Annotated in this window: 21 protein-coding genes; 7 read left to right on the forward strand and 14 right to left on the reverse strand. The window is 61.6% G+C overall.

Going from position 1 to position 25,756, the window contains the following annotated elements; genetic code table 11:
• Nucleotides 1–211: 211 nt before the first annotated feature.
• The 5 genes from GUY40_RS23835 to hrpA all read right to left on the reverse strand — a co-directional run bounded on the left by GUY40_RS23835 (nt 212) and on the right by hrpA (nt 7,974).
• Nucleotides 212–1,525: an OprO/OprP family phosphate-selective porin gene (locus GUY40_RS23835; RefSeq protein ID WP_166571368.1), complete on the reverse strand. Its 1,314-nt coding sequence runs from the start codon at nt 1,523–1,525 to the stop codon at nt 212–214.
• Between the two features lie 212 nt (nt 1,526–1,737).
• Nucleotides 1,738–1,977, reverse strand: coding sequence for an anti-sigma factor (locus GUY40_RS23840; RefSeq protein WP_166571369.1), 240 nt, complete (start codon nt 1,975–1,977; stop codon nt 1,738–1,740).
• Entirely contained in the window at nt 1,971–2,582 is a 612-nt protein-coding gene (locus GUY40_RS23845; RefSeq protein WP_166571370.1) for an RNA polymerase sigma factor, read from the reverse strand. The genes GUY40_RS23840 and GUY40_RS23845 overlap by 7 nt, the downstream gene beginning before the upstream one ends.
• Before the next feature lie 154 nt (nt 2,583–2,736).
• Nucleotides 2,737–3,858, reverse strand: coding sequence for a beta-ketoacyl-ACP synthase III (locus GUY40_RS23850; RefSeq protein WP_166571371.1), 1,122 nt, complete (start codon nt 3,856–3,858; stop codon nt 2,737–2,739).
• 204 nt (nt 3,859–4,062) lie between these two features.
• Complete coding sequence (hrpA, locus tag GUY40_RS23855) at nt 4,063–7,974, reverse strand: ATP-dependent RNA helicase HrpA (RefSeq protein WP_166571372.1); 3,912 nt, start codon at nt 7,972–7,974, stop codon at nt 4,063–4,065.
• Between the two features lie 606 nt (nt 7,975–8,580).
• On the opposite strand from hrpA, the gene GUY40_RS23860 reads away from it, so the two are divergent.
• Nucleotides 8,581–9,945 (forward strand): glutamine synthetase family protein, encoded by a 1,365-nt coding sequence (locus GUY40_RS23860; protein WP_166571373.1) that lies wholly within the window; start codon nt 8,581–8,583, stop codon nt 9,943–9,945.
• A gap of 30 nt (nt 9,946–9,975) precedes the next feature.
• Nucleotides 9,976–11,289 carry an FAD-binding oxidoreductase gene (locus tag GUY40_RS23865; protein WP_166571374.1) on the forward strand — a complete coding sequence of 438 codons (1,314 nt, stop codon included), beginning with the start codon at nt 9,976–9,978 and terminating at the stop codon, nt 11,287–11,289.
• A 50-nt stretch (nt 11,290–11,339) separates the two neighbouring features.
• Here the strand turns inward: GUY40_RS23865 and fadD1 are convergent, their stop codons facing one another.
• Nucleotides 11,340–13,037 carry a long-chain-fatty-acid--CoA ligase FadD1 gene (fadD1, locus tag GUY40_RS23870; protein ID WP_166571375.1) on the reverse strand — a complete coding sequence of 566 codons (1,698 nt, stop codon included), beginning with the start codon at nt 13,035–13,037 and terminating at the stop codon, nt 11,340–11,342.
• A 359-nt stretch (nt 13,038–13,396) separates the two neighbouring features.
• Complete coding sequence (fadD2, locus tag GUY40_RS23875; protein WP_166571376.1) at nt 13,397–15,085, reverse strand: long-chain-fatty-acid--CoA ligase FadD2; 1,689 nt, start codon at nt 15,083–15,085, stop codon at nt 13,397–13,399.
• A 204-nt stretch (nt 15,086–15,289) separates the two neighbouring features.
• Here fadD2 and GUY40_RS23880 point away from each other — a divergent pair, with 204 nt between their 5' ends.
• The gene (locus GUY40_RS23880; protein ID WP_166571377.1) at nt 15,290–16,234 is read left to right on the forward strand and encodes an alpha/beta hydrolase; all 945 of its coding nucleotides are present in this window, start codon (nt 15,290–15,292) and stop codon (nt 16,232–16,234) included.
• A 30-nt stretch (nt 16,235–16,264) separates the two neighbouring features.
• The gene (locus GUY40_RS23885; RefSeq protein WP_166571378.1) at nt 16,265–16,735 is read left to right on the forward strand and encodes a MaoC family dehydratase; all 471 of its coding nucleotides are present in this window, start codon (nt 16,265–16,267) and stop codon (nt 16,733–16,735) included.
• Between the two features lie 5 nt (nt 16,736–16,740).
• Here the strand turns inward: GUY40_RS23885 and GUY40_RS23890 are convergent, their stop codons facing one another.
• From GUY40_RS23890 to GUY40_RS23900, 3 genes are read right to left on the reverse strand one after another with little or no spacing between them, the layout of a single operon-like run.
• A complete protein-coding gene (locus GUY40_RS23890) occupies nt 16,741–17,976 on the reverse strand; it encodes an RNA polymerase sigma factor (RefSeq protein ID WP_166571379.1) in 1,236 nt (411 codons plus the stop codon).
• A complete protein-coding gene (locus GUY40_RS23895; protein ID WP_166571380.1) occupies nt 17,976–18,467 on the reverse strand; it encodes an SRPBCC family protein in 492 nt (163 codons plus the stop codon). Before GUY40_RS23895 ends, GUY40_RS23890 begins: the two co-directional genes overlap by 1 nt.
• Nucleotides 18,468–18,486: 19 nt before the next feature.
• Nucleotides 18,487–18,831: a YciI family protein gene (locus GUY40_RS23900; RefSeq protein ID WP_166571381.1), complete on the reverse strand. Its 345-nt coding sequence runs from the start codon at nt 18,829–18,831 to the stop codon at nt 18,487–18,489.
• A gap of 220 nt (nt 18,832–19,051) precedes the next feature.
• On the opposite strand from GUY40_RS23900, the gene GUY40_RS23905 reads away from it, so the two are divergent.
• Nucleotides 19,052–19,840 (forward strand): AraC family transcriptional regulator, encoded by a 789-nt coding sequence (locus tag GUY40_RS23905; protein ID WP_166571382.1) that lies wholly within the window; start codon nt 19,052–19,054, stop codon nt 19,838–19,840.
• A 266-nt stretch (nt 19,841–20,106) separates the two neighbouring features.
• Here the strand turns inward: GUY40_RS23905 and GUY40_RS23910 are convergent, their stop codons facing one another.
• From GUY40_RS23910 to gfa, 3 genes are all read right to left on the reverse strand, one after another.
• Nucleotides 20,107–21,339 carry a DUF3422 domain-containing protein gene (locus GUY40_RS23910; RefSeq protein ID WP_166571383.1) on the reverse strand — a complete coding sequence of 411 codons (1,233 nt, stop codon included), beginning with the start codon at nt 21,337–21,339 and terminating at the stop codon, nt 20,107–20,109.
• A gap of 93 nt (nt 21,340–21,432) precedes the next feature.
• Nucleotides 21,433–22,086, reverse strand: coding sequence for a LysE family translocator (locus GUY40_RS23915; RefSeq protein ID WP_166571384.1), 654 nt, complete (start codon nt 22,084–22,086; stop codon nt 21,433–21,435).
• Between the two features lie 148 nt (nt 22,087–22,234).
• Nucleotides 22,235–22,813, reverse strand: coding sequence for an S-(hydroxymethyl)glutathione synthase (gene gfa / locus GUY40_RS23920; RefSeq protein WP_166571385.1), 579 nt, complete (start codon nt 22,811–22,813; stop codon nt 22,235–22,237).
• A 169-nt stretch (nt 22,814–22,982) separates the two neighbouring features.
• Here gfa and GUY40_RS23925 point away from each other — a divergent pair, with 169 nt between their 5' ends.
• Nucleotides 22,983–23,357: a VOC family protein gene (locus GUY40_RS23925; RefSeq protein ID WP_166571386.1), complete on the forward strand. Its 375-nt coding sequence runs from the start codon at nt 22,983–22,985 to the stop codon at nt 23,355–23,357.
• Between the two features lie 3 nt (nt 23,358–23,360).
• Here GUY40_RS23925 and GUY40_RS23930 read toward each other — a convergent pair whose 3' ends face one another.
• Nucleotides 23,361–24,314, reverse strand: coding sequence for a threonine dehydratase (locus GUY40_RS23930; RefSeq protein WP_166571387.1), 954 nt, complete (start codon nt 24,312–24,314; stop codon nt 23,361–23,363).
• Between the two features lie 88 nt (nt 24,315–24,402).
• On the opposite strand from GUY40_RS23930, the gene GUY40_RS23935 reads away from it, so the two are divergent.
• Nucleotides 24,403–25,752, forward strand: coding sequence for a PLP-dependent aminotransferase family protein (locus tag GUY40_RS23935; RefSeq protein ID WP_166571398.1), 1,350 nt, complete (start codon nt 24,403–24,405; stop codon nt 25,750–25,752).
• The last annotated feature ends 4 nt before the right edge of the window (nt 25,753–25,756 follow it).

Here is a 25,756-nt window from a genome sequence, read left to right on the forward strand (position 1 = left end):
GGTGGAAGACAGGGACTGATCTATCGTCGTATTCTTTTTCATGGACTCGCCCTCGCTGTCGTTGGCTTCTTAGACCGCCACCGTGGCGCATTGACGCCTCGGCGTGGGCGAGTCCATGTAATTACAGGCGTTTGGTTCAGAGTCGGGGATAAAAAAAAAAGCCCCGCAAACGCGGGGCCGAAGCAATCAACGGATGGGGAGCATTGCCGAGTTAGAACACGTACTGCGCGCGCATCACAAAGCCGTCGCCGTCGTCGTCACCCACTGCGTTGGTGGCGTTGTCGGTCTGGGCCTTGATGTAGGCACCGGTGAGCTTGATGTTTTCGTTGGCGTACCAGTTCACGCCGACGTTGTGCACCTTGGCTTCCACGTCACTGATGGTGGCGAAGGTACGGTTATCGTCTTCCACGCTCAGGTGGTCATAGCGATAGAACAGTTCCCACGCACCGATTTGCTTGTTCGCAGGCTTGATGGCGTCGAACTTGCCCAGCTTGTAGCCGCGTGCTTCGCCGGTCAGGGTGTAAGCGACCTGGCCGTAGTAGCCGGTAGCATCGATGTCCTGGAAGGCTGCGGCATCTGCCTCGACCTTGCGCTTGATGTATTCACCCTGCAGCGAGAACGGGCCGAAGGCGAACGCCGCTTCCGCGCCGATGGCCTTGTCTGTGTCATAAGCGCCCGACGGGGTGTTGTTGGCGCCGCCCAGCCACAGGCGGTTGCCATTGGTGCCGGCATCCTGGCCGCCATCGGTGCTGACGCCACGCATGCCCAGGCGGCTGCGAATACGGCCGTCGAAGGCGGTGTCGGCAAGATCGCGCTGAGCGTAGTTCAAGCCGAAGTGCAGTACATTGCCCGCCTCGTGCATCGGTGCGAAAACGGCGCGCAGGTTGAACTGCTTGCTGCTGTCGCCGTCGTCTGCCTGGTTGGTGGCGTCCTTGGCGTAGAAACCAGCCGAACCGTAGAGCGAGTCGCCAGCGTTGCCGGACGCCTGGATGCCCATGCCGCCGTTGTGGGCGTTGGCCCAGTCAACCAGGTCGTAGGCCGCGTTACGCTCAGGAGCAGTCACCCACTTGGAGCTGGTGGCTTTTTCCAGACCGAAGTCGGGGTCGAAACGACCCACCTTGATGGACACCGGTTTGAAGCCGTTGTAGGCCAGGGAAGCTTCGTCGAAGTAACCATCTTCGGTACGGTTGTCACCGCCGGCGTTGTGGGACAGGTCGTAGTTAACCTGATACGCCCAGTCGGTGAACATCACGCCGCCCAACTCCAGGAAGGCGCGACGGAAGTAACCCGCGTCTGCCGTCTTGCCGTTGTTGGTGTAGAAACCGTCAAAGCGGCTGTAGTCCGCCTGAACACGACCGCCCAGCTTGAAGCTGAACTCTTTGTCGGTGGTGGCGACTTCAAGGCCCCCCTTGGTCTTGACTACGATATCGGCGCCGTCAGTGGTCACGGTACCCGCGAAAGCCTGGGCGGTTACGGCGAGGGCCAATGCGCTGGCCGCGAAACCGGCGAAGTGCTTACGGATCATCGAAGAATTCCCCTGTAATAGTCTTGAAAAACACGCAGTTAGAGCTGCTTGTGTTGGGAGGGAATCTTGGCCGGGGGTTATTGCAGCCACGTGGCTGATATATAAAGATTTTGTTACAAGGGAACTTTTTTACTTCGAATCAGAATAAATGCACACGCCCCGTTGCAGAGCCTTTGCACACACCTTGACGGGTGACACTGATCAAAAAACGGTCAGATTTTATCCGCCTGCTTGTATTCAGCAGCCAACTGCCCTGCCAGCGCCTGGACATCGATCGCCGGGGTATCCGGCATCTGCCTCAAGGTGGCCTGCATCAAGCGCATCTGATTGATGAAGCGGCGGCAGTTCGGGCAACACATTAAATGATGGCGAACGAGCAAGCGTTCATGAAAGCTCAATTGCCCATCCAGGTAGTCGCTGGAGCGTGCAACATGCTCCTTGCAAGTCAACATTGGCCGGTTTCCTCAAAATGTTCCAGGGTGGCGAAGACCTTGAGCCGTGCGCGATGCAACAGCACTCGCGCATTGGAGATCGAGATATCGAGAAGATTACAGATTTCGTCCATCTCCAGGCCCTGGCGCTCACGCAGGATCAGCACGCTGCTCTGCAGTTGATTAAGGCTCGATACGGTGTGTTCCAGGCATTCGCGCAGCTCATCTTCGCTGAGCAGGGCCTCGGGGGTGTCTTCGTGCCAGGCAAAGGGTGCCAGCAACCAGTGGCCGTCGCTGCTGAAACGGTCATCGCCAAGGGTGCCGTGGGGGGATGGCAGGTCGTCCAGGAGCACTTCCCGGCGATTCTGCTTGTAACGGTTTTTCGCCGCATTGGCGGTGATGGTCAACAGCCAGGTCTTCAGGCTTGAACGACGCTGAAAGCCGGACAGGTTGCGCACCACCGCCAGCCAGGCGTCCTGCACGGCCTCGTCGGCCTGGCGGCTGCCGACAATGGCATAGGCAACAGCGCGCATGCCGCCCTGATAGGTCGAGACCAGCTCCTCGAAGGCTTTCTGTTCACCGGCCAACAAGCGTTCAAGTAACTGCCAATCGTCTGCAGCCGCCATCCCTACCTCGCACTGTTTTCCATCGGAGTGCGATTAAAACGTCTGCGGGCAAACGCTTCCACCTGCCGAAACGATTGTTGCGCGCAGAATTGTCTCTGTGAGTGACAGAGACAACGCGCAAGCCGGGTAGGAACCCGCAGGTTTGAGCGTGGGATCAGCGTTTGCGCAGAATCACGCTGCCGATCGAGTAACCGGCACCGAACGAGCTGAGCACGCCCAACGCGCCCTTGGGCAGATCGTCCTGATGCTCGTGCAGGGCAATCACTGAGCCCGCCGAGCTGGTGTTGGCGTAGCGGTCGAGAATCACCGGGGCTTCTTCAAGGGCGGCATCACGGCCCAGCAGCTTTTTCACGATCAGGTGGTTCATAGCCAGGTTGGCCTGGTGCAACCAGAAGCGTTTCACGTCGCTGACGTTGAGGTTGTTTTCTTCAAGGTGCTGGCCGATCAGTTCGGCGACCATCGGGCAAACTTCACGGAACACCTTGCGGCCTTCCTGCACGAAGAGTTTGTCTGGCGCGCCCTCACCCTCCTCGCCTGCGCGGTTGAGGAAACCGAAGTTGTTGCGGATATTGTTCGAGAACTGGGTCAGCAGTTTGCTGCTGACGATGTCGAACTGGTGAGCCGAGGTGGCCAGGTCAGCTCGTTCAACGATCACGGCGGTGGCGGCGTCACCGAAGATGAAATGACTGTCACGGTCACGGAAGTTCAGGTGGCCAGTGCAGATTTCCGGGTTGACCACCAGGATCGCCCGCGCCTGGCCCAGTTGCACGCTGTTGGCAGCAGTCTGGATGCCGAAGGTGGCCGAGGAACAGGCGACGTTCATGTCAAAGCCGAAGCCCTGAATGCCCAGGGCCTGCTGCACTTCAATGGCGATGGCCGGATACGGGCGCTGCAGGTTGGAACAGGCCACGATCACGCCGTCGATATCGGCGGCCGTCTTGCCGGCGCGCTGCAGTGCTTGCTTGGCGGCAGCAACGGCCATCTGGCAGAGGATCGAGGACTCGTCGTTGGGCCGCTCAGGCAGGCGCGGCTTCATGCGCCGGGGGTCGAGGATGCCTTCCTTGTCCATGACAAAGCGACTCTTGATGCCCGAGGCCTTCTCGATAAAGGCAGCGCTGGATTCGACCAGCGCCTCGATTTCGCCACGGCCAATCGCCTCGGCATTCTTGGTATTGAACTGCTGCACATACTGATTGAAGGATTCCACCAGCTCTTCGTTGGAGATACTGTTGGCCGGGGTGTACAGGCCGGTGCCGCTGATGACGACGTTGTGCACGGTCGTTCCTCTGTTCTGGGCCGTCACTTCACGCAACGGCCTGTTCGGAATGAATAATTGGTACCTTGGTACCAATCTTCGTTGGCATTATCCCCGATGACAGGGCCTGCAAACGGCTGGAGCGATCCAGCCCCACGCAGGCATCAAGGGCCGTGCGTGGGCAATTTAACGCCGAAGTGTGCCATATCCCTGGCGTTTTGGCGCCTAGGCTTCGACCTGACTCCACTGCTTGCTCAGCCGCTTGTCCGAGATCGGCACCCGCGTCCCCAGCTGTTGGGCGAACAACGACACCCGGTATTCCTCGATCAACCAGCGGTACAACTCAAGTTGCGGGTCGCGCTTGCCCTCCTGGGCATGCTTGGCGGCGCGGGCCTGGTATTGCGCCCAGAGGTTGGCCAGCTCGATGCTCCAGACCCGATCTTTCTGCACCTGCGAAGGCAGCTTCTCCAGGCGCATTTCCACGGCCTTGAGAAACCGTGGCAGTTCCTTGAGCCACACCGCTGGCGTCTCGCGGACAAATCCAGAGTAGACCAGTTGGCCGAGTTGCTGCTTGATATCGTTGAGCGCCACGGCCTGGGCCAAGTCGATCTTGCCCTTGAAACGCTTTTGCAGACCGTGCCAGAGCTTGAGGATCTCCAGGGTCAGGCGTGCCAGCCGCTCGGCATGCTCGACCCAGCCGCCGCGCTTGCGTTCGGCCAGCGACAACAGGCCGGCGCCATCGCGTGGCAGGGTCTCTTCGCCGTCAAGGATGCAGCTGTCCAGGCTGGCCAGCAGAATGTCTTCGACCAGCGCATCGACTCGCCCGAGCTCCCGGTACAGCAAGCCCAGTTCGGTCAGGCCCGGCAGCTTGCCGCGCAAGAACTTCGCCGGCTCCGCCAGCTGCTGCAGCAGCAAACGCTGCAAGGCGCGACGGTGCTGATACTCGGCTTCGGCCGGGGTCGAAAAGCGCCCTTCCTTGACCGTGGCCTGCTCCTCGACCAGTGCCGGATACACCGTCATCGACAGGCCGGCAATTTTTTGCTGGGCTCTTTCGGCCACCGGTGCAAACACTTTGGCTTCGACGGGTTGCTGGCTTCTGGCCGATTGCGGCACAGCGAGGGCCGCCTGGCTGGCTTGCGCGAAGCGGGCCGTCAATTCGGCGAGGTCACGCCCTTCACCGAGGAACTTGCCGTCGGCATCGACCACTTCAAGGTTCATCTTCAGGTGATTGTCGAGCTGCTGTGCGGCCTCCTGCCAGGCTTCATCGCTGACTCGCGCACCAGTCATGCGCAGCAGTTCACGCCCCAGCGCCTGGGGCAACGAGCCTTCCCCGAAGGTCATGCGTTGCAGCGCGGCCTTGACGAAATCCGGTACCGGCACAAAGTTCTTGCGGATCGCCTTGGGCAGGTTGCGGACCAGGCCAATGCACTTGGCTTCGAGCAAGCCCGGCACCAGCCATTCCAGGCGCTCGGCCGGCAGGGCTGGCAGCAACGGGGCCGGAACGCGCACCGTGACGCCGTCGCGCACATGGTTGGGTTCGAAGTGATAGCTCAACACCAGCGTCAGGTCGCCCAGCCGCAGTTGGTCGGGATAATGCGCGGCCGTGACTTCGCTGGCCTCGCGGGCCAGCACGTCCTCTTCGCGCATGATCAGCAGCTGCGGGTCTTTCTGGCTGTTGACCCGGTACCAGCTGTCAAAGGTTGCGGTCTGGTGAATCTCGGCCGGCAGCCGCGCTTCATAGAAGCCAAACAGGGTCTCCTCGTCGGCCAGGATGTCCCGGCGACGCGCCTTGGCCTCCAGCTCGTCGAGCTGTTCCAGCAGGCGGGTATTGGCGCTCAGGCATTTGGCTCTGGACTGGATTTCGCCGCGCACCAGCGCTTCGCGGATAAACAGCTCGCGGGACAACACTGGCTCGATCGGGCCAAAGTGCACCGGGCGGCGACCGACGACGATCAGCCCGTATAAGGTCACTTGCTCGTAGGCCACCACCTGCCCGCGCTTCTTTTCCCAGTGCGGTTCGAAATGGTTTTTCTTGATCAGGTGCCCGGCCAGCGGTTCGATCCAGTCCGGCTCGATCCTGGCGACCATGCGCGCATACAGCTTGGTGGTTTCCACCAGCTCGGCGGTCATCAGCCACTGCGGGCGCTTCTTGCCCAGGCCCGACGAGGGGTGAATCCAGAAACGCCGCTGGCGGGCGCCGAGGTAATCGCCGTCTTCGGTTTTCTGCCCGATCTGGCTGAGCAGCCCGGACAACACTGCCTTGTGCAGTTTCGGGTAATCGGCCGGGTCCTTGTTGACGCTCAGTTGCAGGTCGCGGCAAATCAGCCCGAGCTGGCGGTGGGCATCGCGCCACTCGCGCAAGCGCAGGTAGTTGAGGAAGTTCTTGCGGCACCAGTTGCGCAACGGGCTGGCGGTCAGTGCCTGGCGTTGCTCTTCAAAGCCGCGCCACAGATTGACCAGCGCGGCGAAGTCCGAATCCACGTCCTTCCACTGGGCGTGGGCCTGGTCGGCAGCCTGCTGACGCTCCGGCGGACGCTCGCGCACATCCTGCACCGACAGCGCACTGGCAACGATCAAGACTTCCTGAAGGCTGCCCAACCTGGCGCCTTCGAGCAGCATGCGACCCAGTCGCGGGTCTACCGGCAGGCGCGCCAATTGACGGCCCAACGGGGTCAGCTGGTTCTCGCGGGTGACCGCCGAGAGCTCCTGCAGCAGGTTGAAACCGTCGCTGATGGCCTTGCCATCCGGCGGCTCGATAAACGGGAAGGCATCGATGGCACCCAGGCGCAGGTGCAGCATCTGCAAGATAACAGCGGCCAGGTTGGTGCGCAGAATCTCGGGGTCGGTGAACTCAGGCCGACCGTTGAAATCTTCCTCGCTGTACAGGCGAATGCAGATGCCCGGTTCGACCCGCCCGCAGCGACCTTTACGCTGGTTGGCGCTGGCCTGGGAGACCGCCTCGATCGGCAACCGCTGGACCTTGGCCCGATAGCTGTAGCGACTGATACGCGCAGTACCGCTGTCGATCACGTAGCGAATGCCCGGCACCGTCAGCGAGGTTTCCGCGACGTTGGTGGCCAGCACCACGCGCCGGCCCGGGTGAGACTGGAATATCTTCTGCTGCTCGGCCGGCGACAGGCGCGCGTACAGCGGCAGGATCTCGGTGTGCTTGAGCTGGGCCTTGCGCAGCATTTCAGCGGCGTCGCGGATCTCCCGCTCGCCGGGCAGAAACACCAGCACATCGCCGGGGCGCTTGCCTTCGCTGCGCTCGAACGCGGCGATTTCGTCGAGGGTGGCGAGGATCGCCTGGTCCACCGTCAGGTCGTCTTCGACCCGGTTGCCCTCCTCGTCCTGCTCGGCGGTGAGTGGCCGGTACCAGGTGTCGACGGGATAGGTACGACCGGACACCTCGATGATCGGCGCCTTGTCGAAATGCTCGGAGAAGCGCTCAAGATCAATGGTCGCCGAGGTGATGATCACCTTGAGGTCGGGGCGACGGGGCAGCAGGGTCTTGAGGTAGCCGAGCAGAAAGTCGATGTTCAGGCTGCGTTCGTGAGCTTCGTCGACAATGATCGTGTCGTAGCGCTCAAGAAAGCGGTCGTGCTGGGTTTCGGCCAGCAGGATGCCGTCGGTCATCAGCTTGACCAGGGTGTTGGCGTCGCTCTGGTCTTCGAACCGCACTTGATAACCGACCAGCGCCCCCAGCGGCGTGCCCAGCTCTTCAGCGACCCGGGTGGCGACGCTGCGCGCCGCGATTCGCCGCGGCTGGGTATGGGCGATCAGGCCATGCTGGCCGCGGCCCAGCTCCAGGCAGATCTTCGGTAACTGGGTGGTTTTGCCCGACCCCGTCTCACCGGCGATGATCACCACCTGGTGTTCGTCGACCAGCTTCTTGATTTCGTCACGCTTGGCGGCGATCGGCAGGTTGTCGTCGTAGCGGATGCCAGGAATGCTGGTGCGCCGCGCGGTCACTCGGGCAAAAGAGGCCTGAACCTTGTCGACCCACTGCGCAAGCCTGGCGTCATCGGGCTTCTTGCGCAGCTCGTGCAGTTGCCGGCGCAAGCGATGGCGGTCGGCGATCATGGCCTGGTCGAGGTTTTTCAGCAGTTGGTCGATAGCGGCGGCTTGGTCGGTCATCAGGTACGCAAACGTCTTTATAAGTGAGGCAGCAGAGCCGAATGCTATAGACCCTGTGGGAGCGGATTTATCCGCGAATCAAGACGACGCGCAGTGCCTGAGAATCTGCGGTGCATTCATTCGCGGCGGTCCGGCGATCCGGTAAATCCGCTCCCACATGGATTTCGGCGCAGCAGAGCCTGCCTTGATGTGATCGGCATTGGTGTGGCGGCGATTGTCGCAGATTTGCCCCGCCCAGCACGACCCCGATGCGGCCGGGCCTTTGTTTAACCGCAGCGAACCTGAAGATTTATAAATGCTGATTTAATGGAGCATCAGCGGCGTGTGAGTATCGAGGGCATGATTTCCCTTGTGCGCTTGATCCGCCGGCAACAGCTCCCTTCTTTCCCGAAGGTGCGGGCGCACCCCTGCGAAAATCCGCTGTTCAATGTGATCCTCGCCTTCTGGGCACTGTGGCACTGCCGCCATGCCCGCCCGCCAGATGCCCCTCTCGACTTGATCTGAAACCGTCGGCCTGTCTATGGCCAACCCTTATTCAGCCTTGGCCTGCCCGCCTGTCCGGGCCGCCATTGCGCACCCTGACGGGTGCTCACGAGCGAGAGAACCATGCACTTTGCCCCTGTGGAACACGCCCAGCAATTTCTGGCTGCAAACCCCGATATCGAGATGTTCGAGCTGTTTATCCTCGACGCCAACGGCGTGCCGCGCGGCAAGTTGTTACACCGCGACGAGCTGCTGGCGGTGTATGAAAGCGGCCGCCCGTTGCCCAGCACCATGCTCGGCCTGACCTTGAATGGCGATGACGTCGAGGACTCCGGGCTGGTCTGGGACGTGGGCGACATCGACTGCCGTGCCTACCCGCTGGCCGGCAGCCTGACGCGCATGCCCTGGCGGCTGATCCCCACCGCTGCCGTGCAAGTCAGCATGCACCCCACCGAGGGCCTGCCGGCTACCGTGGCAGACCCGCGTCATCTGCTGGTCAAGGTCATCGATGCGCTCAAGGCCGACGGTTACTGCCCGGTCATGGCCTGTGAGCTGGAGTTCTACCTGCTCGACCAGCGCCGCGACAGTGAAGGCCGGCCACAGCCGGCCCTGGACTGCGATGGCGGGCGGCCGCGCACGACGCAAGTGTATGGTTTGCGTGAGCTTGAGCAGATCGAGCCGTTTCTCGCCGACCTGTATGCCGCCTGCAAGGCTCAGGGGATTCCAGCACGCACGGCGATTTCCGAGTACGCCCCGGGCCAGGTCGAAATCACCCTGGAGCACGGCGATGCGCTACAAGCCATGGACCAGGCCGTGCGCTACAAGCGGCTGGTCAAGGGTGTGGCCCACAAGCACGGGATGCAGGCCTGCTTCATGGCCAAGCCGTTCGATCACCTGGCCGGCACCGGCATGCACATGCATGTGAGCCTCGCCGATGCCGCCGGCAATAACCTCTATGCCAGCGAAGACAAGGCCGGCACACCGCTGCTGCACCATTCGGTCGGCGGCATGCTCGCCTCCTTGCTCGACTCGCTGTTGCTGTTCTGCCCCAACGCCAACTCGTACCGGCGTTTTCAGGCCAACAGTTATGCGCCGCTGGCGCCGACCTGGGGTGTCGACAACCGCACCGTCAGCCTGCGGGTGCCCGGTGGCCCGGCCCCTACTCGGCACATCGAACACCGGATCTGTGGCGCCGATGCCAACCCCTATCTCGCCGCCGCCGCGATTCTGGCCGGTATTCACCGCGGCATTCGCGGGCAGATCGATCCAGGTGAACCGGTCGAAGGCAACGGCTATGCCCAGGCCAAGACCTTTCTGCCAACCGACTGGCTGACTTCGCTCAAGGCGCTGGAGCAATCGAAGTGGGCGTGCGAGGCGCTGGGGCAGGATTTTCTTGGTGTGTACCTGGCGGTCAAGCGTGCCGAATACCGGCAATTCATGGCCGAAGTTGGAGAACAGGATTGGCGTTGGTACTTGACCCAAGCCTGATACCGCCCACTTCTGAAAAGGACCACCAGCATGAACGCCGCCTTGCGCCCCATGATCGGCCCTGCCCAGCGCAGCGCCTCGTATTACACCGCCACCCTCAACGATGCGACCGAGTACCCGACCTTACAAGGCCAGGTCGAAGTCGACGTGGTCATCATCGGCGGTGGCTTCACCGGCGTTGCCAGCGCCGTGGAACTGGCCGAACGCGGCCTGAAGGTCGCCATTGTCGAAACCCACCGCATTGGCTGGGGCGCCAGCGGGCGCAATGGCGGACAGGTCACCGGCAGCCTGTCCGGCGATGAGGCCATGCGCAAGCAGATGCGCCGAACCCTCGGGCAGGAGGTGGACGATTTTATCTGGCACCTGCGCTGGCGCGGCCACGAGATCATCAAGGCGCGGGTTGAGAAATACGCCATTGACTGTGATCTGCGCCATGGGCACCTGCATGCGGCAATGAAGCCGTCGCACCTGGCCGAACTCAAAGTCGCCCACGATGAGGCGGTGCAACGCGGCATGGGGGAACAGGTCACTCTGCTCGACCGCGGTGCCATGGGCGAACACCTGCAAAGCGACCTGTACCTGGGCGCCTTGAAAAACACCCGCAACATGCACCTGCACCCCTTGAACCTGTGCCTGGGCGAAGCCCGTGCAGCACACAGCCTGGGCGCCTTGGTGTTCGAAAACTCACAGGTGCTGGAGATCATCCACGGCGAGCACCCGGCCGTTGTCACCGCCCAGGGCCGCATCAATGCCCGCCAGGTGCTGTTGGCCGGTGATGTGTATCACCAGCTGGAGAAGCGCCAGCTCAAGGGCAAGATCTTTCCGGCCATGGGCGGCCTTGTCACCACCGCGCCTCTGGGCCCGCTGGCCCGGCAGCTCAACCCCCAGGGCCTGGCCGTCTACGACTGCCGCTTTGTGCTCGATTACTACCGCATGACCGTTGACGGCCGCCTGCTGTTTGGTGGCGGCGCAAACTACTCGGGGCGCGACTCACGGGATATCGCAGCGGAACTGCGGCCGTGCATCGAGCGGACCTTCCCGGCGCTCAAGGGCGTGGACATCGAGTTTCAATGGAGTTGCGCCATGGGCATCGTGGTCAACCGGATCCCGCAGCTGGGCAAGCTCTCGGATAACGTCTGGTATTGCCAGGGCTATTCGGGGCACGGAATTGCCACCAGCCATATCATGGGCGAGATCATGGCCGAGGCCTTGACTGGCACGCTGGGGAAATTCGATACCTTTGCAGGGTGCAAGCACATCAAGGTGCCGATGGGGGACGTGTTCGGCAACCCGATGCTGGCAGCGGGGATGTGGTATTACCAGATGCTGGAAAGGTTGCGCTGAGGGCCCTGCCCTCACCCTGCTGGGGTGAGGGCAGGAGGCGCCGCCGAACTTCAGGCGATCTTCTTCAACCCCAGCTTCTTGAGCTCTTCATCCCGCAGTTCCCGACGCAGGATCTTGCCCACGTTGGTGGTTGGCAAGGCATCACGGAACTCGACAAAGCGTGGCACCTTGTAGGCCGTCACGTTGGCGCGCATGTGCTCCATGACCTGCTCCTTGGTCAGCGTCACACCGGGTCTTGCGACCACGAACAGCTTGATCGCTTCCCCGGACTTCTCGTCCGGCACGCCGATCGCCGCGCATTGCAGCACGCCCGGCAATGCCGCCACAACGTCTTCAAGCTCATTGGGGTAAACGTTGAAGCCAGACACCAGGATCATGTCTTTCTTGCGGTCGACAATGCGCATGTAGCCATCGGGCTGGATCACTGCGATGTCGCCGGTTTTCAACCAGCCTTCGGCATCGAGGATCTCGGCGGTGGCTTCAGGGCGCTGCCAGTAGCCTTTCATCACTTGTGGGCCCTTGACGCACAATTCACCCACTTCACCCAATGCCAACTCATTGCCGGCATCGTCGATGACCCGGCACAGGGTCGACGGCACCGGAATGCCGATGGTGCCGATATGGATTTTCTGGATCGGGTTGACCGATGCCACCGGGCTGGTCTCGGTCATGCCGTAGCCTTCACAGATCGGGCAACCGGTGACGTCTTTCCAGCGCTCTGCCGCGGCCAGCTGCAGGGCCATGCCGCCGGACAGGGTGATTTTCAGTGCCGAGAAGTCCAGCTTGCGGAATGCCTCGTTGTTGCACAGCGCCACAAACAGCGTATTAAGGCCGACGAAGCCGCTGAACTTCCACTTCGACAGCTCCTTGACCATCGCCGGCAAGTCGCGCGGATTGCTGATCAGGATGTTGTGGTTGCCAATCAGCATCATCGCCATGCAATGAAAGGTGAAGGCATAGATGTGATACAACGGCAGCGGTGTGATCAGAATCTCGCAACCTTCGTTGAGGTTGGAGCCCATCAGCGCCTTGCATTGCAGCATGTTGGAGACGAGGTTGCGGTGGGTCAGCATTGCGCCCTTGGCAACACCGGTGGTGCCGCCGGTGTACTGCAGCACCGCCACGTCGTCGCTGGACGGGTTGGCATCCCGAACCGGCTGGCCACGACCCTTGCTCAGTACGTCATTGAACTTGATCGCCTTGGGCAGGTGGTAGGCCGGGACCATTTTCTTCACGTACTTGATCACGCTGTTGACCAGCAGGCGCTTGACCGGCGGCAGCAGGTCGGCGACTTCGGTCACGATCACGTGCTTGACGGCGGTCTTGGGTACAACCTGTTCCGCCAGGTGCGCCATGTTCGCCAGGCACACCAGCGCCTTGGCGCCGGAGTCGTTGAACTGGTGCTCCATCTCGCGAGCGGTGTACAGCGGGTTGGTGTTGACCACGATCAGGCCCGCACGAATCGCGCCGAAAACAGCAACGGGATATTGCAAGACGTTAGGGAGTTGCACAGCGATGCGATCGCCAGGCACAAGGTCAGTGTGCTGCTGCAGCCAAGCGGCAAACGCGCCGGAGAGCTCATAGAGTTCGCCGTAGGTGAGGGTCTTGCCCAGGTTGCTAAAGGCCGGTTTATCGGCGAAGCGCTGGCAAGACTGCTTCAATACCGCCTGAACATTCGGATACTCATCGGGATTGATTTGTGTAGCTATCCCGGCTGGGTACTTATCCTTCCAGAAATTTTCGACCATGGAAGCCCACTCCTCCAGCACCGTGAATTCATCACCGCGTTCGATGCGATTATTATTGATAGGGTGTAGCAGTTCGTTGCGAACTGAACAGTCAAAAGCGCGCCGAGAGTAGCAGCTTTGCCGAAGGGCGACTAGACCTAAGGTTGTAGGAAAAGTCACCAAAGTGACTTATTGAGACCATATGGTCATTTTTAGAGTAAACAAACTAAATGTCGCGAAACCGCTCTGTTCCAGCGGTTCCGAGACGGGCTCCTCACCGTAGGAGCCGAGCTTGCTCGCGATGCAAGCGCCGCAGTCTGCCAGTTAAACCGCGGCGCCTGCATCGCGAGCGAGCTCGGCTCCTACACGATATGGGTTCTTTAGGCGGTATCGCGAAGCTCGCGCCGCAGGATCTTGCCCACCGGGGTCATCGGTAGCGACTCCCTCAGCACGATGTGCTTGGGCACTTTATAGCCGGTGAAGTTTTCCTTGCAGTAGGCCTTGAGCTCTTCAAGGCTCACCCCTTCGGCCCTGGGCACCACAAAGAGTTTTACCGCCTCGCCGGAGCGGTCGTCGGGGATGCCGATGACCGCGCAGTTGGCGACCTTGGGGTGGGCCATCACCACGTCTTCGATTTCATTGGGGTACACATTGAATCCCGAGACGATGATCATGTCTTTCTTGCGGTCAACGATCTGCACAAAGCCATCAGCGTCGATCACAGCAATATCACCGGTTTTCAACCAGCCCTCGGCATCCAGCGTTTCGGCCGTGGCGTCGGGTCGCTGCCAGTAGCCTTTCATGACTTGTGGCCCTTTCACGCACAACTCGCCGCGTTCGCCCTGGGGCATTTCGTTGCCCGCGTCATCGATGACCTTCAGCGCCGTGCCCGGCACCGGAATACCGACTGTGCCAAGCCGCGCCTTGTCGCCATAGGGGTTGGTGCAGGCGACCGGTGAGGTTTCGGTCAGGCCGTAACCTTCGACGATGCGACACCCGGTCAGCTGCTCCCAACGCTCGGCGGTGGCCTTGACCAGCGCCGTGCCGCCGGAGTTGGTGACTTTGAGGTGGGAGAAATCCAGGGTCTTGAATTCGGGATGGTCCATCAATGCCACAAACAGGGTGTTAAGCCCCAACAGCGCGGAGAACCGCCACTTTTTCAGCTCTTTGATGAAGCCGCCGATATCGCGGGGGTTGGTGATCAACACGTTGTGATTGCCGGTGACCATCATGCACATGCAGTTCGCGGTGAATGCATAGATGTGGTACAGCGGCAATGGCGCGATCATCACCTCCTGGCCTTCCTTGATGATTTTCACGCCGTCGTTGCCCAACTGGGAGAAACAGGCGTTGACCTGCTGCATGTTCGCCACCAGGTTGCCATGGGTCAGCATCGCACCCTTGGCAAGGCCGGTGGTGCCGCCGGTGTATTGCAGCACGGCGACGTTGTCCAGGCCGAGGGGTACCGGTTTCAGCCCCTGGCCACGGCCCTGGTGCAAGGCGCTCTTGAATGGCACCGCTTGCGGCAGGTGATAGGCCGGTACCAGCTTCTTGACCTTGTCGACCACCGTATTGACCAGCCAGCCTTTGGCGATGGGCAGCAAGTCGCCCATTTTTGCCTCGATCAGGTACTCGATCCCGGTGTCGGGCAGCACTTCCTGGACCCGCTTGCCGAACATATTCAGGTAGACCAGTGCGCGAGCGCCGGAATCCTTGAACTGGTGGCGCATTTCCCGGGCGGTGTAGAGCGGGTTGGTATTGACCACGATCAGCCCGGCGCGCAAGGCGCCAAAGACCGCGATGGGATATTGCAGCACGTTGGGCATCTGCACGGCGATGCGGTCGCCCGGTTTGAGGTCGGTGTGCTGTTGCAGGTAAGCCGCAAAAGCGGCGGAATAACGTTCGAGCTCGGCGTAGGTCAGGGTCCGGCCCAGATTGGTAAATGCCGGACGATCGGCGAACTTCTTGCAAGAGCGCTCGAACACCTCGACCACCGAGTGGTAGGCATCCAGGTCTACGTGCGATGGCACGCCCGTGGGGCGCTTGTCATTCCAGAATTCAGGTTGCATTTGTTGTTGTCCTCTTACCTGAGCCGCTGCAGGCCGCATCGCTGCACGCGAATACGGAGCTTTCCGGACGTTAGCAGGTATGGGGAGCACGGCAAATATGCCATCCGCCGTCATTAACATTATGAATCTTATTGATGCTCTGCCTTGCATTGAACCGATGCGCTATAAACTGTCCTGACCCCATTCGTGCGCAAGGAACCGCCGATGAACCACAATGCGTTCTGGCTGCCAGCCAGTAACCATTGCAGCCTGTATGTCTACCAATGGCTGCCCGATGGCCCACCCAAAGCCGTGGTCTTGCTGGTTCACGGCATGGCCGAGCACGCGGCGCGCTATGCCCGCCTGGGCGAGGCCCTGTGCGCCGCAGGCTATGCTTTGTATGCCCATGATCAGCGTGGCCACGGGCACACGTCCGAGCTCGGTACCCTTGGCATGTATGCCCCCAAAAATGGCTGGTGCACGGTGGTCGACGACATTGGCGTGCTCAGCCAGCACATCGGTCAGCAGCACTCCGGCACCCCGCTGTTTCTGTTCGGTCACAGCATGGGTAGCTATATCGCTCAGGGCTATCTGCTGCACCACAGCGCCAGCCTGCAAGGGGCGATTCTCAGTGGTTCCAACTTCCAACCCGTGGCGCTGTACCGCAGCGCGGCAGCGATTGCCCGGCTGGAGCGCTGGCGCCAGGGGCCCGGCGGACGCAGCGCGCTGATCGAGTGGTTGTCATTCGGCAGTTTCAACAAGCCCTTCAAGCCAAATCGCACGCCATTTGACTGGCTGAGCCGCGATGACGAGGAAGTCGACAAATACGCCAGCGACCCGCTCTGCGGCTTTCGCTGCACCAATCAATTGTGGCTGGATCTGCTTGGCGGCTTGCAGCAAATCAGCAAACCGGCGAACCTTTCGCAGATTGATCCGAACCTGCCGATCCTGGTGATTGGCGGCGAATGTGATCCGGTCAGTGATGGCAAGCGTCTGAAAGATCTGGCCAATGCCTTGCGTCAGGCCGGCAACCGCCACGTGCAGTTGCAGCTATACCCACAGGCACGCCACGAATTACTCAATGACATCAATCGCGAGCAGGTGACCGCCGACCTCATCGCCTGGCTTGATCAGGCGTTGGCTCAGGCGCGTCCGGCCCGTACCGAGTGACAAACCCGCAAACGAAGGATTTCTCCATCTATGACCCAGGTCAGCAACACGCCTTACGAAGCCCTTGAAGTCGGCCAGACCGCCAGCTACAGCAAGACCGTGGAAGAACGCGACATCCAGTTGTTCGCCGCCATGTCCGGCGACCACAACCCAGTCCACCTGGATCCGGAATTCGCCGCTGCCACCAGTTTCAAAGAGCGTATCGCCCATGGCATGTTCAGCGGCGCATTGATCAGCGCCGCGGTGGCCTGCGAGCTGCCTGGTCCGGGCACCATTTACCTGGGCCAGCAAATGAGCTTTCAGAAAGCGGTGAAAATCGGTGACACCTTGACCGTGCGTCTGGAAATCCTGGAAAAACTGCCCAAATTCCGCGTCCGTATCGCCACCCGCGTATTCAACCAGCGTGATGAACTGGTGGTGGACGGCGAAGCCGAGATCCTGGCCCCGCGCAAGCAACAGACCGTGACCTTGCCGACCCTGCCGGCCATCACCATCGGCTGATCTGTTCACAGTTCTCTCAAGCGCCGCTCGATAAAGCGGCGCTCCGGGTCCTGGCGTGTCAGGCTCAGCGCTGTCTGCCAGGCCTCGCGCGCCTGCTCCAGCCGCCCCAGCTGACGACAGAACTCGGCCCGGGCAGAGTGAGCCAAGTGGTAGTCAAGCAATTCGCCTCGCTGGAAAATCGTTTCCACGCCAGCCAATCCCGCTGCCGGTCCATCCCGTCGCGCAACGGCAGCAGCGCGATTGAGCTCGATCACCGCTGAAGGCGCCAACTGCATCAGCACATCGTAAAGACCGACAATCTCCTCCCAGTCCGTTGCCTGCGCACTCGCAGCTTCGGCCTGCACTGCCGCGATCGCCGCCTGCAGGCTGTAGGTGCCGAAACGCCGGCTCAACAGTGCCTGTTGCACGAGCGCGCCGCCCTCCTCGATCAGCGTCTTGTCCCAAAGCGTGCGGTCCTGTTCATCGAGTACCACCAGCTCACCTTCCTTTGACGTGCGCGCAGCCATGCGCGAGGCCTGAAGCAGCATCAACGCGAGCAGCCCCATCACTTCAGGGTCCGGAAGCAAGGCCATCAGCAGGCGCCCCAGTCGAATGGCTTCGTCGGTCAGTTCGGTGCGCGTCAGGCAGCTGCCCGCCGATGCCGAATAGCCTTCGTTAAAGACCAGATAAATCACCCGCAACACGCTTTCCAGCCGCTGGGGCAGTTCGCTACGAGCAGGGACTTGATAGGGAATGCGCGCTTCACGGATCTTGGTTTTCGCGCGAACGATGCGCTGGGCAATAGCCGCCGGTGTGACAAGAAAGGCACGGGCGATTTCTTCAGTGCTCAGGTCGCAGACTTCGCGCAAGGTCAACGGCACCTGGGCATCGGCTGCCAGGGCCGGGTGGCAACAGGTAAATATCAGCCGCAGGCGGTCATCTTCCACGTCTTCATCACTGCAGTCCGGTGTCTGCAGTGTCTCCAGCTCTTGCGCCAAGCGCCCTTTTGATGCGTCGAAGCGGGCTCGCCTGCGCAAACCGTCGATGGCTTTGAACCGGCCGGTCGAAACCAGCCACGCCCGGGGGTTGGCCGGGATTCCATCTTGCTGCCAACGCTCCAGCGCCACGAAAAACGCCTGATGCAGCGCTTCCTCAGCCAGATCAAAATCACCGAGCAGACGAATCAGTGTGGCCAGAATCCGCCGGGACTCCAGGCGATACACAGCCTCGATCCTTGCCCGAACCTCGCCTTCCTCGAGCATCAGTCCGGCATTCTGCGAGTGACCAGATCAACCAACCGGTCCAGGCTTTCGCCCCAGCCACGATGAAAGCCCATTTCTTCATGGGCCATGCGGTCGGCAGCGCTCCAGTGCAGAGCGCGGGCGGTGTACAGGGTGCGGTCGTGAATGTTATCCAGGGTGATGATGGCCGTCATGAACGCCTTGGCCGAGGGCACCCAGCCCGGCCCAAAGGCATCGGTAAAGACGATCCGCTCGGGGGCGACGATGTCCAGAAACACGCCCTGGCTCGGAAACTCACTGCCGTCCGGGCCGCGCATGACGGTGCGAAACAAGCCGCCGACCCACAGTTCCATCTCGCAAACAGCCGTGGTCATGCCGTGCGGCCCCCACCATTGCGCCAGCCAGTGCGGTTCGGTCCAGGCGCGAAACACCTTGGTGCGCGGCGCATCGATCAACCGGCTGAGGGACAGCTCATGCTCGGCCACCTGCGCTCTTGGGGAAAGCACATTCATGTTGTTGTTCTCCTGCTATTCAGGGCTGCAGTTCACGGACCGGCCGTACCTCCACGCTGCCCACCCTGGCTGCCGGAATTCCACCCGCGATCTGCAGGGCTTCGTTAAGGTCTCTGGCATCGACCAGGTAGAAACCTGCCAGTTGCTCCTTGGTTTCGGCAAACGGTCCATCGGTGATGCTCAGGTTGCCCCTGCGCATCCGCACCGTGGTCGCCGTGTGTACCGGCGCCAGGGCTTCGGCGGCAAGCATCCGGCCGCTGCCCTGCACACGTTCGGCATAGGCTTGGCATTCAGCATCGACCGGCGCGTCCGGGGAGTCATGTAAAAGGCCTTCGTCGCAATACACCAGGCACAGGTATTTCATGCTGCTCTCCCTAACCGCTGAATCAACTATGGCCGCAGATTCCGCTTTACGCGAAAGCGCATTTGGACATAAAAGCCGCGGTTTTCAGTTCAAGGCTTGAAGTTCATTCGTACCTGGTCGAATGGGACGAGAGGAAATCGACAGCAGCTCATCAGTGATTGCCAGCGCATGACGCGTGGTACGCTAGCGTGCATCCATCAACGCGCTGCGTGCCCCTGTCATGGCCCTGATTACCGAACATCTGCGCACCTGTGGCCTGGTCGAGTCCGCCTGGGTGAACGCCAGCGCCGCAAGCTTTCCGCGCCATACCCATGACGACTATGTGCTGAGCGCCAACCTCAGAGGCGTCGAGCAGATCTGGCTCGATGGTGTCAGCAGCGAAGTCCATGCCGGCAGTGTCACGCTGTATAACCCGCTGGCCGTGCAGGGCTCGGAGTTCGGCCCGCAGGGTGTCGAGTACATCAGCCTGCACCTGGATCCCGAGGCGGTTCGCCGAGTGATTGTCGATAACCACCTTGAAGGCCCGCAGGACTGCCCGACCTTTGCCCAGGGGGTCCTGCAGCAACCGGCGCTGTTCCAGGCCATCGTCGATTTCGCCAGCGTCGCACCGCAACAGCTGGCCGAACAGGATGAAGCCTTTATCGCCCTGCTCTGCCAGTTACTGGAACGCGGGCCGGGCAAACCCGGCGAACAGACCGCCAGCCTGCAACGAGCCCGGGACGCCATGCACGACACGCTGAGTGAACGCCTGTCGCTCGAAGCGCTGGCCGACATCGCCGGTATGAGCAAGTACCATTTCGTGCGCTGCTTCAAGAAGGATACGGGGCTGGCGCCACTGCAGTATCAGATGCAACTGCGGCTGATCGAAGCCCGGCGGCGGTTGCGGCTGGGCCAGCGTCCGCTGGATGTGGCGGTGGCATTGGGGTTTTATGACCAGAGTCACTTCATCACGGCGTTTCGCAAGGTGATGGGGGTGACGCCGCAGGTGTATGTGCGGGGGGTGGGGTGATGGGGTATTTATAAAGCTTCGCGGGCAAGCCCTGCTCCTACACAGAGGTGGGAGCAAGGCTTGCCGGCGAAGAGGCCGATCGAATCACACATCAGTGAATCAACGACCCCACATTGGATTTTTTCGCCTTTTTATCCGCGCGTTTTTCACCGGCGGTCTTGGTGGCTTTTTTCTTGGCGTTTTTCCTGGCGTTTAGACCTTTCATGATCGGCCCTCCTGCAGAAGCGACACCGAACGGTATCGCAATGCCTGAGTATAGACGCTCTTCACTCCTGCTTGGCTTTCCTGATCCGCAGCGCCGTGGCGCCGATTACCAGCACCGCGAACGGCGCCAGGTACAGGCCGGCATCGCGCGGGGTCAGGTCAACGCCCAGGCTGTGCAAGCCGCCGTAGAGCAGCTTGAACAGGCTCAACAAGTAATACGTGATCGCGATGATCGATAAGCCTTCGACCGCCTTCTGAATCTTGATCTGGGTGGTGGCGCGGGCGTTGAGGCTGTGGAGGATTTCCGAATTCTGCTCTTCCACTTCGACCTGGATGCGCGCCTGCAGCAGTTCGCCCAGGTTGGCCACGCTGTCGCTCAAGCGTTCCAGGCGCTGGTTGGTCGCCGAGCAATAACGCACGGTGGGCTTGAAGCGCCGCTCGATGAACACCCCAAGGCGCTGGCAGTCGCCCAGGTGGCTTTCACGCAGCTCGCCAATGCGCTCGAACACCAGTTGGGCGTAGGCTTCAGCGGCACTGAAGCGTTGGCGCGACTGTGCAGTGCTGCGCACGATGCGCGCCGACAGAGCGGAAATATCACCGAGCAAGCGCCGCGCCGTGGCGCTGTTGGCGTCGGCGGTCTGTTCCGACAGCTTCGCCCACTCCTCGTCAAAGGTTTTCAATTGCTGGCTGACTTTCTTGGCCACCGGTAACGCCAGCGAGGCCATCATCCGGTACGTCTCGATTTCCAGCAGCCGGCGCACCATTCGCCCCAGACGATAGTCGTTGAGCCCATGGTTGATCAGCAGCAGCCGATTGACGCCGTCGTGACTCAACTGAAAGTCGCTCCAGACCACTGCGTCACCGCTGCCGATTTTCGAGCCGGCCGGGTCCTTGAAGCCATAGGCGGCAGTCTGGCCCAGCCAATGGGCCTGCGCTTGGACCAGAATCTGGGTGGCATTGATGATCAAGTGGTCATGGTCACTGACCAGCGCCTTGAGCGCTGCCGGGAAGGCTGGCCACAGGTCGCCACCGGTTTTGCGCGGGACCACCAGCGTCAACGACAGAAACTCGGTGTGCCGCTCCCATTTCAAGTCATACCCTTCAAGCTTGAGCAGCCCTTGCGCCTGTTGGCGCCGCGCCTGGTCCTCGGCACCCGGATACAGCCGGCCGAGCACATGATCCAGCGCGCCGGCCTGCTCCTGCAGAGCCAGATGAAACACATGGGCCGGTGCACTGAAGTACACCGACGGTCGCGAATGAAGCTCGTTGTGCAGCTCGAATCTCAAGGGATGCATGGCTTACTGCTCATCGTCGCGGGGAGGATGAAGCAATGACGCCAGGCTGGCGGCGTCCGTCACCGACTTTTTTCAGTATCAATCGGCGAGCCCTTACAGGACGACCGGCACCGGTGCCGCAATAAATTCCTGATAACCGGAATGGATCACGTAGTACGCGAAATAGCAGAAGATTGCCGCCGAAGCGACGTAGGCATATTTGAGCAGGCGCTCGCCCAACAGCTTGCCGCCGTGGCTGGCGGCAAAGCACAGGGCCAGGCACCAGACGAGCCCGGCGCAGAAGAAACCGGAGAGAAACAGTCCGGCTTGCAAGGCCCCGCCGCTGCCCGAGCGGGAGATCAGCGTCCCGCCCACCGCGGCAAACCAGAGGATCGCGCTGGGCGAGGACATGGCCAGGAAAATACCCCGACTGAACTCTTTCAACGACGATCCCTGCGGGGCATCGCCCGCCAGTGCCAGGCCGGCGGTGCTGCTGAAGGCGGCATGGAGCATCTTCGCGGCGAAATACACCAGCAACACTGAACCACCGATCCAGAGTACCCAGCGCACGGTTTCAAACTGCAGCAGCACGGTCATGCCGGCGAGGGCGAGAATTGCGTAGATCAGGTCACCCACGCAGGTCCCCAGGCCCAGCCAGAAACCTTGCAGGTAACCGCGCTGCATGGCCAGGGTGATCATGGCGATATTGGCGATGCCGATATCCAGGCACAACGACAGGCTCAACAGAAAGCCATTGGAAAAAGGCATGACAACGTCCACGGCAAAAGGAAGGTGATGCATTCAAGCAGGTGAAGGGGCGCGGGTATTGGAAGAAATTGCCGCGCCCCATGGCCGTGAACGATAACTGCCAGTGGGTTGGATGACTATCCCGTAGTGGCCAGGTGCATGCGGCGGTTCAGGATTTGAGCACCCCGGACTTTTTCGCCACGTGGGTGGAAATCGCGTCCATCAAGGGTGGCGACAGGCAGTCATAGGGCTCCAGCCCCAACGCCTTGAGCCGGCTGCGGACCTCACTCATGTTCGCAGGATCAGCCCCCGATTCGATGATCGAGGACACAAAGGCGGCGAATTGCGGTGCCGACCAGCCCGTCTCCGATGACAGCTCCGTATGGATGAAATCAAAGCCGTACAACGGGTGCTCGGTGTTCTCGATACGGCCGTACAGGTGCACGCCACAGTCGCGACAGGCATGGCGCTGGATCGTCGCCTTGGGGTCGACCACCTGAAGTTTTTCACCATGTTCGGTCACGCTCAGCTTGTCCTTGGGCACCACGGCTACCACGGAAAACAACGCGCCCTTGGGCTTCCAGCACTTGGTGCAGCCACAGGCGTGGTTGAAGGACGTCTGTGCCTGAATGCGCACGCGGACCGGGTCTTTGCTGCAGTGACATTGCAGGGTGCCACCGGTGAAGTCATCACGGCCGGGTTTCACGCCGTTGTCGATCGAGGGATGCAGCGAAACGGTTGCGCTCATTGCCCACCTCCAGGGTCTTGCGGGGCTGGGTAGTGCCGACACTGCCCGCTGTTTACGCACCCCGCCCCGAGGATTAAGGTGAGTAAACAGCGCTTTTTGAGTCCCACTTAAGGATAGTGGCTGCCACTGAATCGGACCGTGCTACTGGTCTGCAAAGGAGGAATGTGCCGTGAGCGTGCAACTCAACCACACCATCGTCTGGTGCACAGACAAGCAGAAGTCGGCGAGCTTTCTTTGCCAGCTGCTTGGCCTGGCCGCGGCCAAGCCATTCGGGCCCATGCTGGTCGTGCAACTGGCCAACAATGTGTCACTGGACTTCTACGAAAACGATGAAATCTCCGTTCAGCATTACGCCTTCCTGCTTGATGAAGAAGAGTTCGACCATGTCTTCGCCCGCCTGCAAGGGCGCGGCCTGATGTATTGGGCCGACCCCGGCAAACAGCGCCCGGGCGAGATCTATCAGCACAATGGCGGGCGTGGCATGTATTTCGACGACCCCGACGGGCACCTGCTTGAGGTGCTGACCCAGCCCTACAGCATTTAAGCGCTAGCCCAACAGCAACCGGGCATAGGCCTCGCGGTCCATGTTCGCGCCACTGAGAATGACCGCGACCTTGCGTCCCTGCTGGCGCCCGCGCTCCTGAACCAGGGCCGCCAGGCCCGCGGCGCCTGCACCTTCAGCGGTGTTATGGGTGTCTTCATGGAAGATCCGGATGGCTTGCTCAATCTCTGTGTCGCTGACCCGTACGATGCGCGCGGCGCCTTGCTGCACAATCTCGAAAGCCTCGGGCGACGGCATGCGACAGGCAATGCCATCGGCAAAAGTCAGCGCGGTTTGCGTGGTCACGATCCGGCCCTGCTCGAAACTCTGCGCAAAGGCGTCAGCGTGCGTCGACACCACGCCAACGATTTCAGTGTCCAGCCCGAGCAGATCGCGGGTGCGGATCAACCCGCAAATGCCCGAGCCCATGCCGATCGGCACATACACCGTATCCAGCCCCTGCACCGCCTCCAGCAACTCCAGCGCATAGGTGGCCACGCCCCGAATCAGGTCTGGATGAAAGGCCGGTACCGCCTCAAAACCCGTTGCCTGCGCCTGCCGGGCCGCTTCCTGGCGCGCTTCGTCGAAGTCGCGTCCGTACTCGATCAATTGCGCGCCCATGGCCCGCATTGCCGCGTTTTTTTCCTGGGCGTTACCCTGCGGCACGACGATGATCAGCGGTAGCCCAACGCTGCGGGCTGCCAGTGCCAGGCTCTGGCCGTGGTTGCCGCGAGTGGCCGTGACCAGCCCGCGCACGCCAGGGTTACGCTGCAGCAGTGACTGGACATAGAGCAGGCCGCCGCGAACCTTGAAGGCACCGGTCGGCGCATGGTTTTCATGCTTGACCCAGACCTCGCAGCCCAGCCGATCGGCCAGGCGCGGCCAGGCGTATTGGGCGGTGGCAGGAATCGAGGGACGTATTTGCCGGGTCGCTTCGCGCAGGGAGGTCAGGTCAAACATGGGGCACCGTCTTGGCAGGGGAGTTGACCTGATCCTACGAGCCACGCATTGTATGGGTAAAACCTTATATTGCATGGGCAACAATAAAGTGTGGACACCGGTGCTGGCCGATTCGGAGCAACCGCGCTACCTGGCGCTGGTGGAGGCCATTGCCCGTGCTATCGAAACGGGCGAACTCAAGGTCGGTGAGCGCCTGCCGCCACAACGTCGCCTGGCCTGGAACCTGGGCTTGAACCCGAGCACCACCATGCAGGCCTATCGCGAGGCGGCGCGACGGCACCTGGTTTCCGGTGAAGTCGGCCGAGGCACTTATGTGCTGGCCGGCAGCAAGGAAGCGACCCTGTTCCGCCTCAAGCATCCGGGCGACCGGCCCAGCCTGATCGACCTGTCCACCAATGTGCCGGTCATCGACGACAGTAATACCGACATGGCCGAAAGCCTCGCCCGCCTGTTACACGTCGGCAGCACCGCTCATCTGCAACACTACCTGTCGGCCCAGGACCTGGCGCTGGCCCGCGCGCGCGGCGCCGCCTGGCTGCAGACCCGGGGCTTGAACCTGCCGGCACAGCAAATACTGTTCTGTGCCGGCGCCCAGCAAGGGTTGTTCAGCGCCCTGCTCTCTGTGTGCCAGCCGGGAGAACCGGTGCTGGTCGAAGCCTTCACGGCGCCCGGTATCAAGGCGGCTTGCAGGCAACTGCGGTTACCGTTGCACGGCGTGGCCATGGATCAGCGCGGCATCCTCGCCGACGACCTCGACCGCATGGCCCGTGCGACCGGCGCCAAGGTTGTAGTGCTGACCCCCACCCTGCAAAACCCCACCGCCGCCTGCATGAACGAGCAACGCCAGCACGAGGTTGCCGAGGTGGTGCGCCAGCACGATCTGCTGGTGATCGAAGACGATGTCTACGGCGCGCTGGCACCGACACCCCCGCTGTCGCGCTTGCTGGGCCGGCATGGGCTGTTGGTCACCAGCCTGTCGAAAACCGTGGCACCCGGGCTTCGGCTGGGCTGGATGGCGGCCGAACCCGAGGTACTGGAACGCATCGACCCCCATGCCCAGGCCACCCACTGGAACGTCTCGCCCCTGTGCCTGAGCGTCGCCAGCCAATGGATCGAGGACGGCACTGCCCGGCGCCGACTGGCCTGGCAAGTGGAGGAAGTCGAACAGCGATGGCGGCTGGCCAGGAAAATCCTCGGCGCAGCCTTGTATGACACCGGCGTGCCATCTCCACATGTCTGGGTCAACTGCGCCTCCTCAGCCGCCGCCGCTACCCTCGCCTGCCGGGCGGTGGAGGTTGAAGTGGTGCCGATGGAAGTGTTTGCGGTCAAGCAAAGCGACACCCAGGCGATCCGGGTGAGCTTGTCGGCAGCGCGTAACCGGGCCGAACTGAAGGTGGCGCTGGAGCGGATTGCGCAGGTGGGGCAGGTGAGTTCGTAAAATG

It is taken from the genome of Pseudomonas sp. R5(2019), assembly GCF_009905435.1.
Classification (GTDB): Bacteria; Pseudomonadota; Gammaproteobacteria; order Pseudomonadales; family Pseudomonadaceae; genus Aquipseudomonas.

Coding starts and splice junctions, on each gene's coding strand:
- GUY40_RS23835 (WP_166571368.1), bottom strand. CDS start 1,525: ATGATCCGTAAGCACTTCGCCGGTTTCGCGGCCAGCGCATTGGCCCTC.
- GUY40_RS23840 (WP_166571369.1), bottom strand. CDS start 1,977: ATGTTGACTTGCAAGGAGCATGTTGCACGCTCCAGCGACTACCTGGAT.
- GUY40_RS23845 (WP_166571370.1), bottom strand. CDS start 2,582: ATGGCGGCTGCAGACGATTGGCAGTTACTTGAACGCTTGTTGGCCGGT.
- hrpA (WP_166571372.1), bottom strand. CDS start 7,974: ATGACCGACCAAGCCGCCGCTATCGACCAACTGCTGAAAAACCTCGAC.
- GUY40_RS23860 (WP_166571373.1), top strand. CDS start 8,581: ATGCACTTTGCCCCTGTGGAACACGCCCAGCAATTTCTGGCTGCAAAC.
- GUY40_RS23865 (WP_166571374.1), top strand. CDS start 9,976: ATGAACGCCGCCTTGCGCCCCATGATCGGCCCTGCCCAGCGCAGCGCC.
- fadD1 (WP_166571375.1), bottom strand. CDS start 13,037: ATGGTCGAAAATTTCTGGAAGGATAAGTACCCAGCCGGGATAGCTACA.
- fadD2 (WP_166571376.1), bottom strand. CDS start 15,085: ATGCAACCTGAATTCTGGAATGACAAGCGCCCCACGGGCGTGCCATCG.
- GUY40_RS23880 (WP_166571377.1), top strand. CDS start 15,290: ATGAACCACAATGCGTTCTGGCTGCCAGCCAGTAACCATTGCAGCCTG.
- GUY40_RS23885 (WP_166571378.1), top strand. CDS start 16,265: ATGACCCAGGTCAGCAACACGCCTTACGAAGCCCTTGAAGTCGGCCAG.
- GUY40_RS23890 (WP_166571379.1), bottom strand. CDS start 17,976: ATGCTCGAGGAAGGCGAGGTTCGGGCAAGGATCGAGGCTGTGTATCGC.
- GUY40_RS23895 (WP_166571380.1), bottom strand. CDS start 18,467: ATGAATGTGCTTTCCCCAAGAGCGCAGGTGGCCGAGCATGAGCTGTCC.
- GUY40_RS23900 (WP_166571381.1), bottom strand. CDS start 18,831: ATGAAATACCTGTGCCTGGTGTATTGCGACGAAGGCCTTTTACATGAC.
- GUY40_RS23905 (WP_166571382.1), top strand. CDS start 19,052: ATGGCCCTGATTACCGAACATCTGCGCACCTGTGGCCTGGTCGAGTCC.
- GUY40_RS23910 (WP_166571383.1), bottom strand. CDS start 21,339: ATGCATCCCTTGAGATTCGAGCTGCACAACGAGCTTCATTCGCGACCG.
- GUY40_RS23915 (WP_166571384.1), bottom strand. CDS start 22,086: ATGCCTTTTTCCAATGGCTTTCTGTTGAGCCTGTCGTTGTGCCTGGAT.
- gfa (WP_166571385.1), bottom strand. CDS start 22,813: ATGAGCGCAACCGTTTCGCTGCATCCCTCGATCGACAACGGCGTGAAA.
- GUY40_RS23930 (WP_166571387.1), bottom strand. CDS start 24,314: ATGTTTGACCTGACCTCCCTGCGCGAAGCGACCCGGCAAATACGTCCC.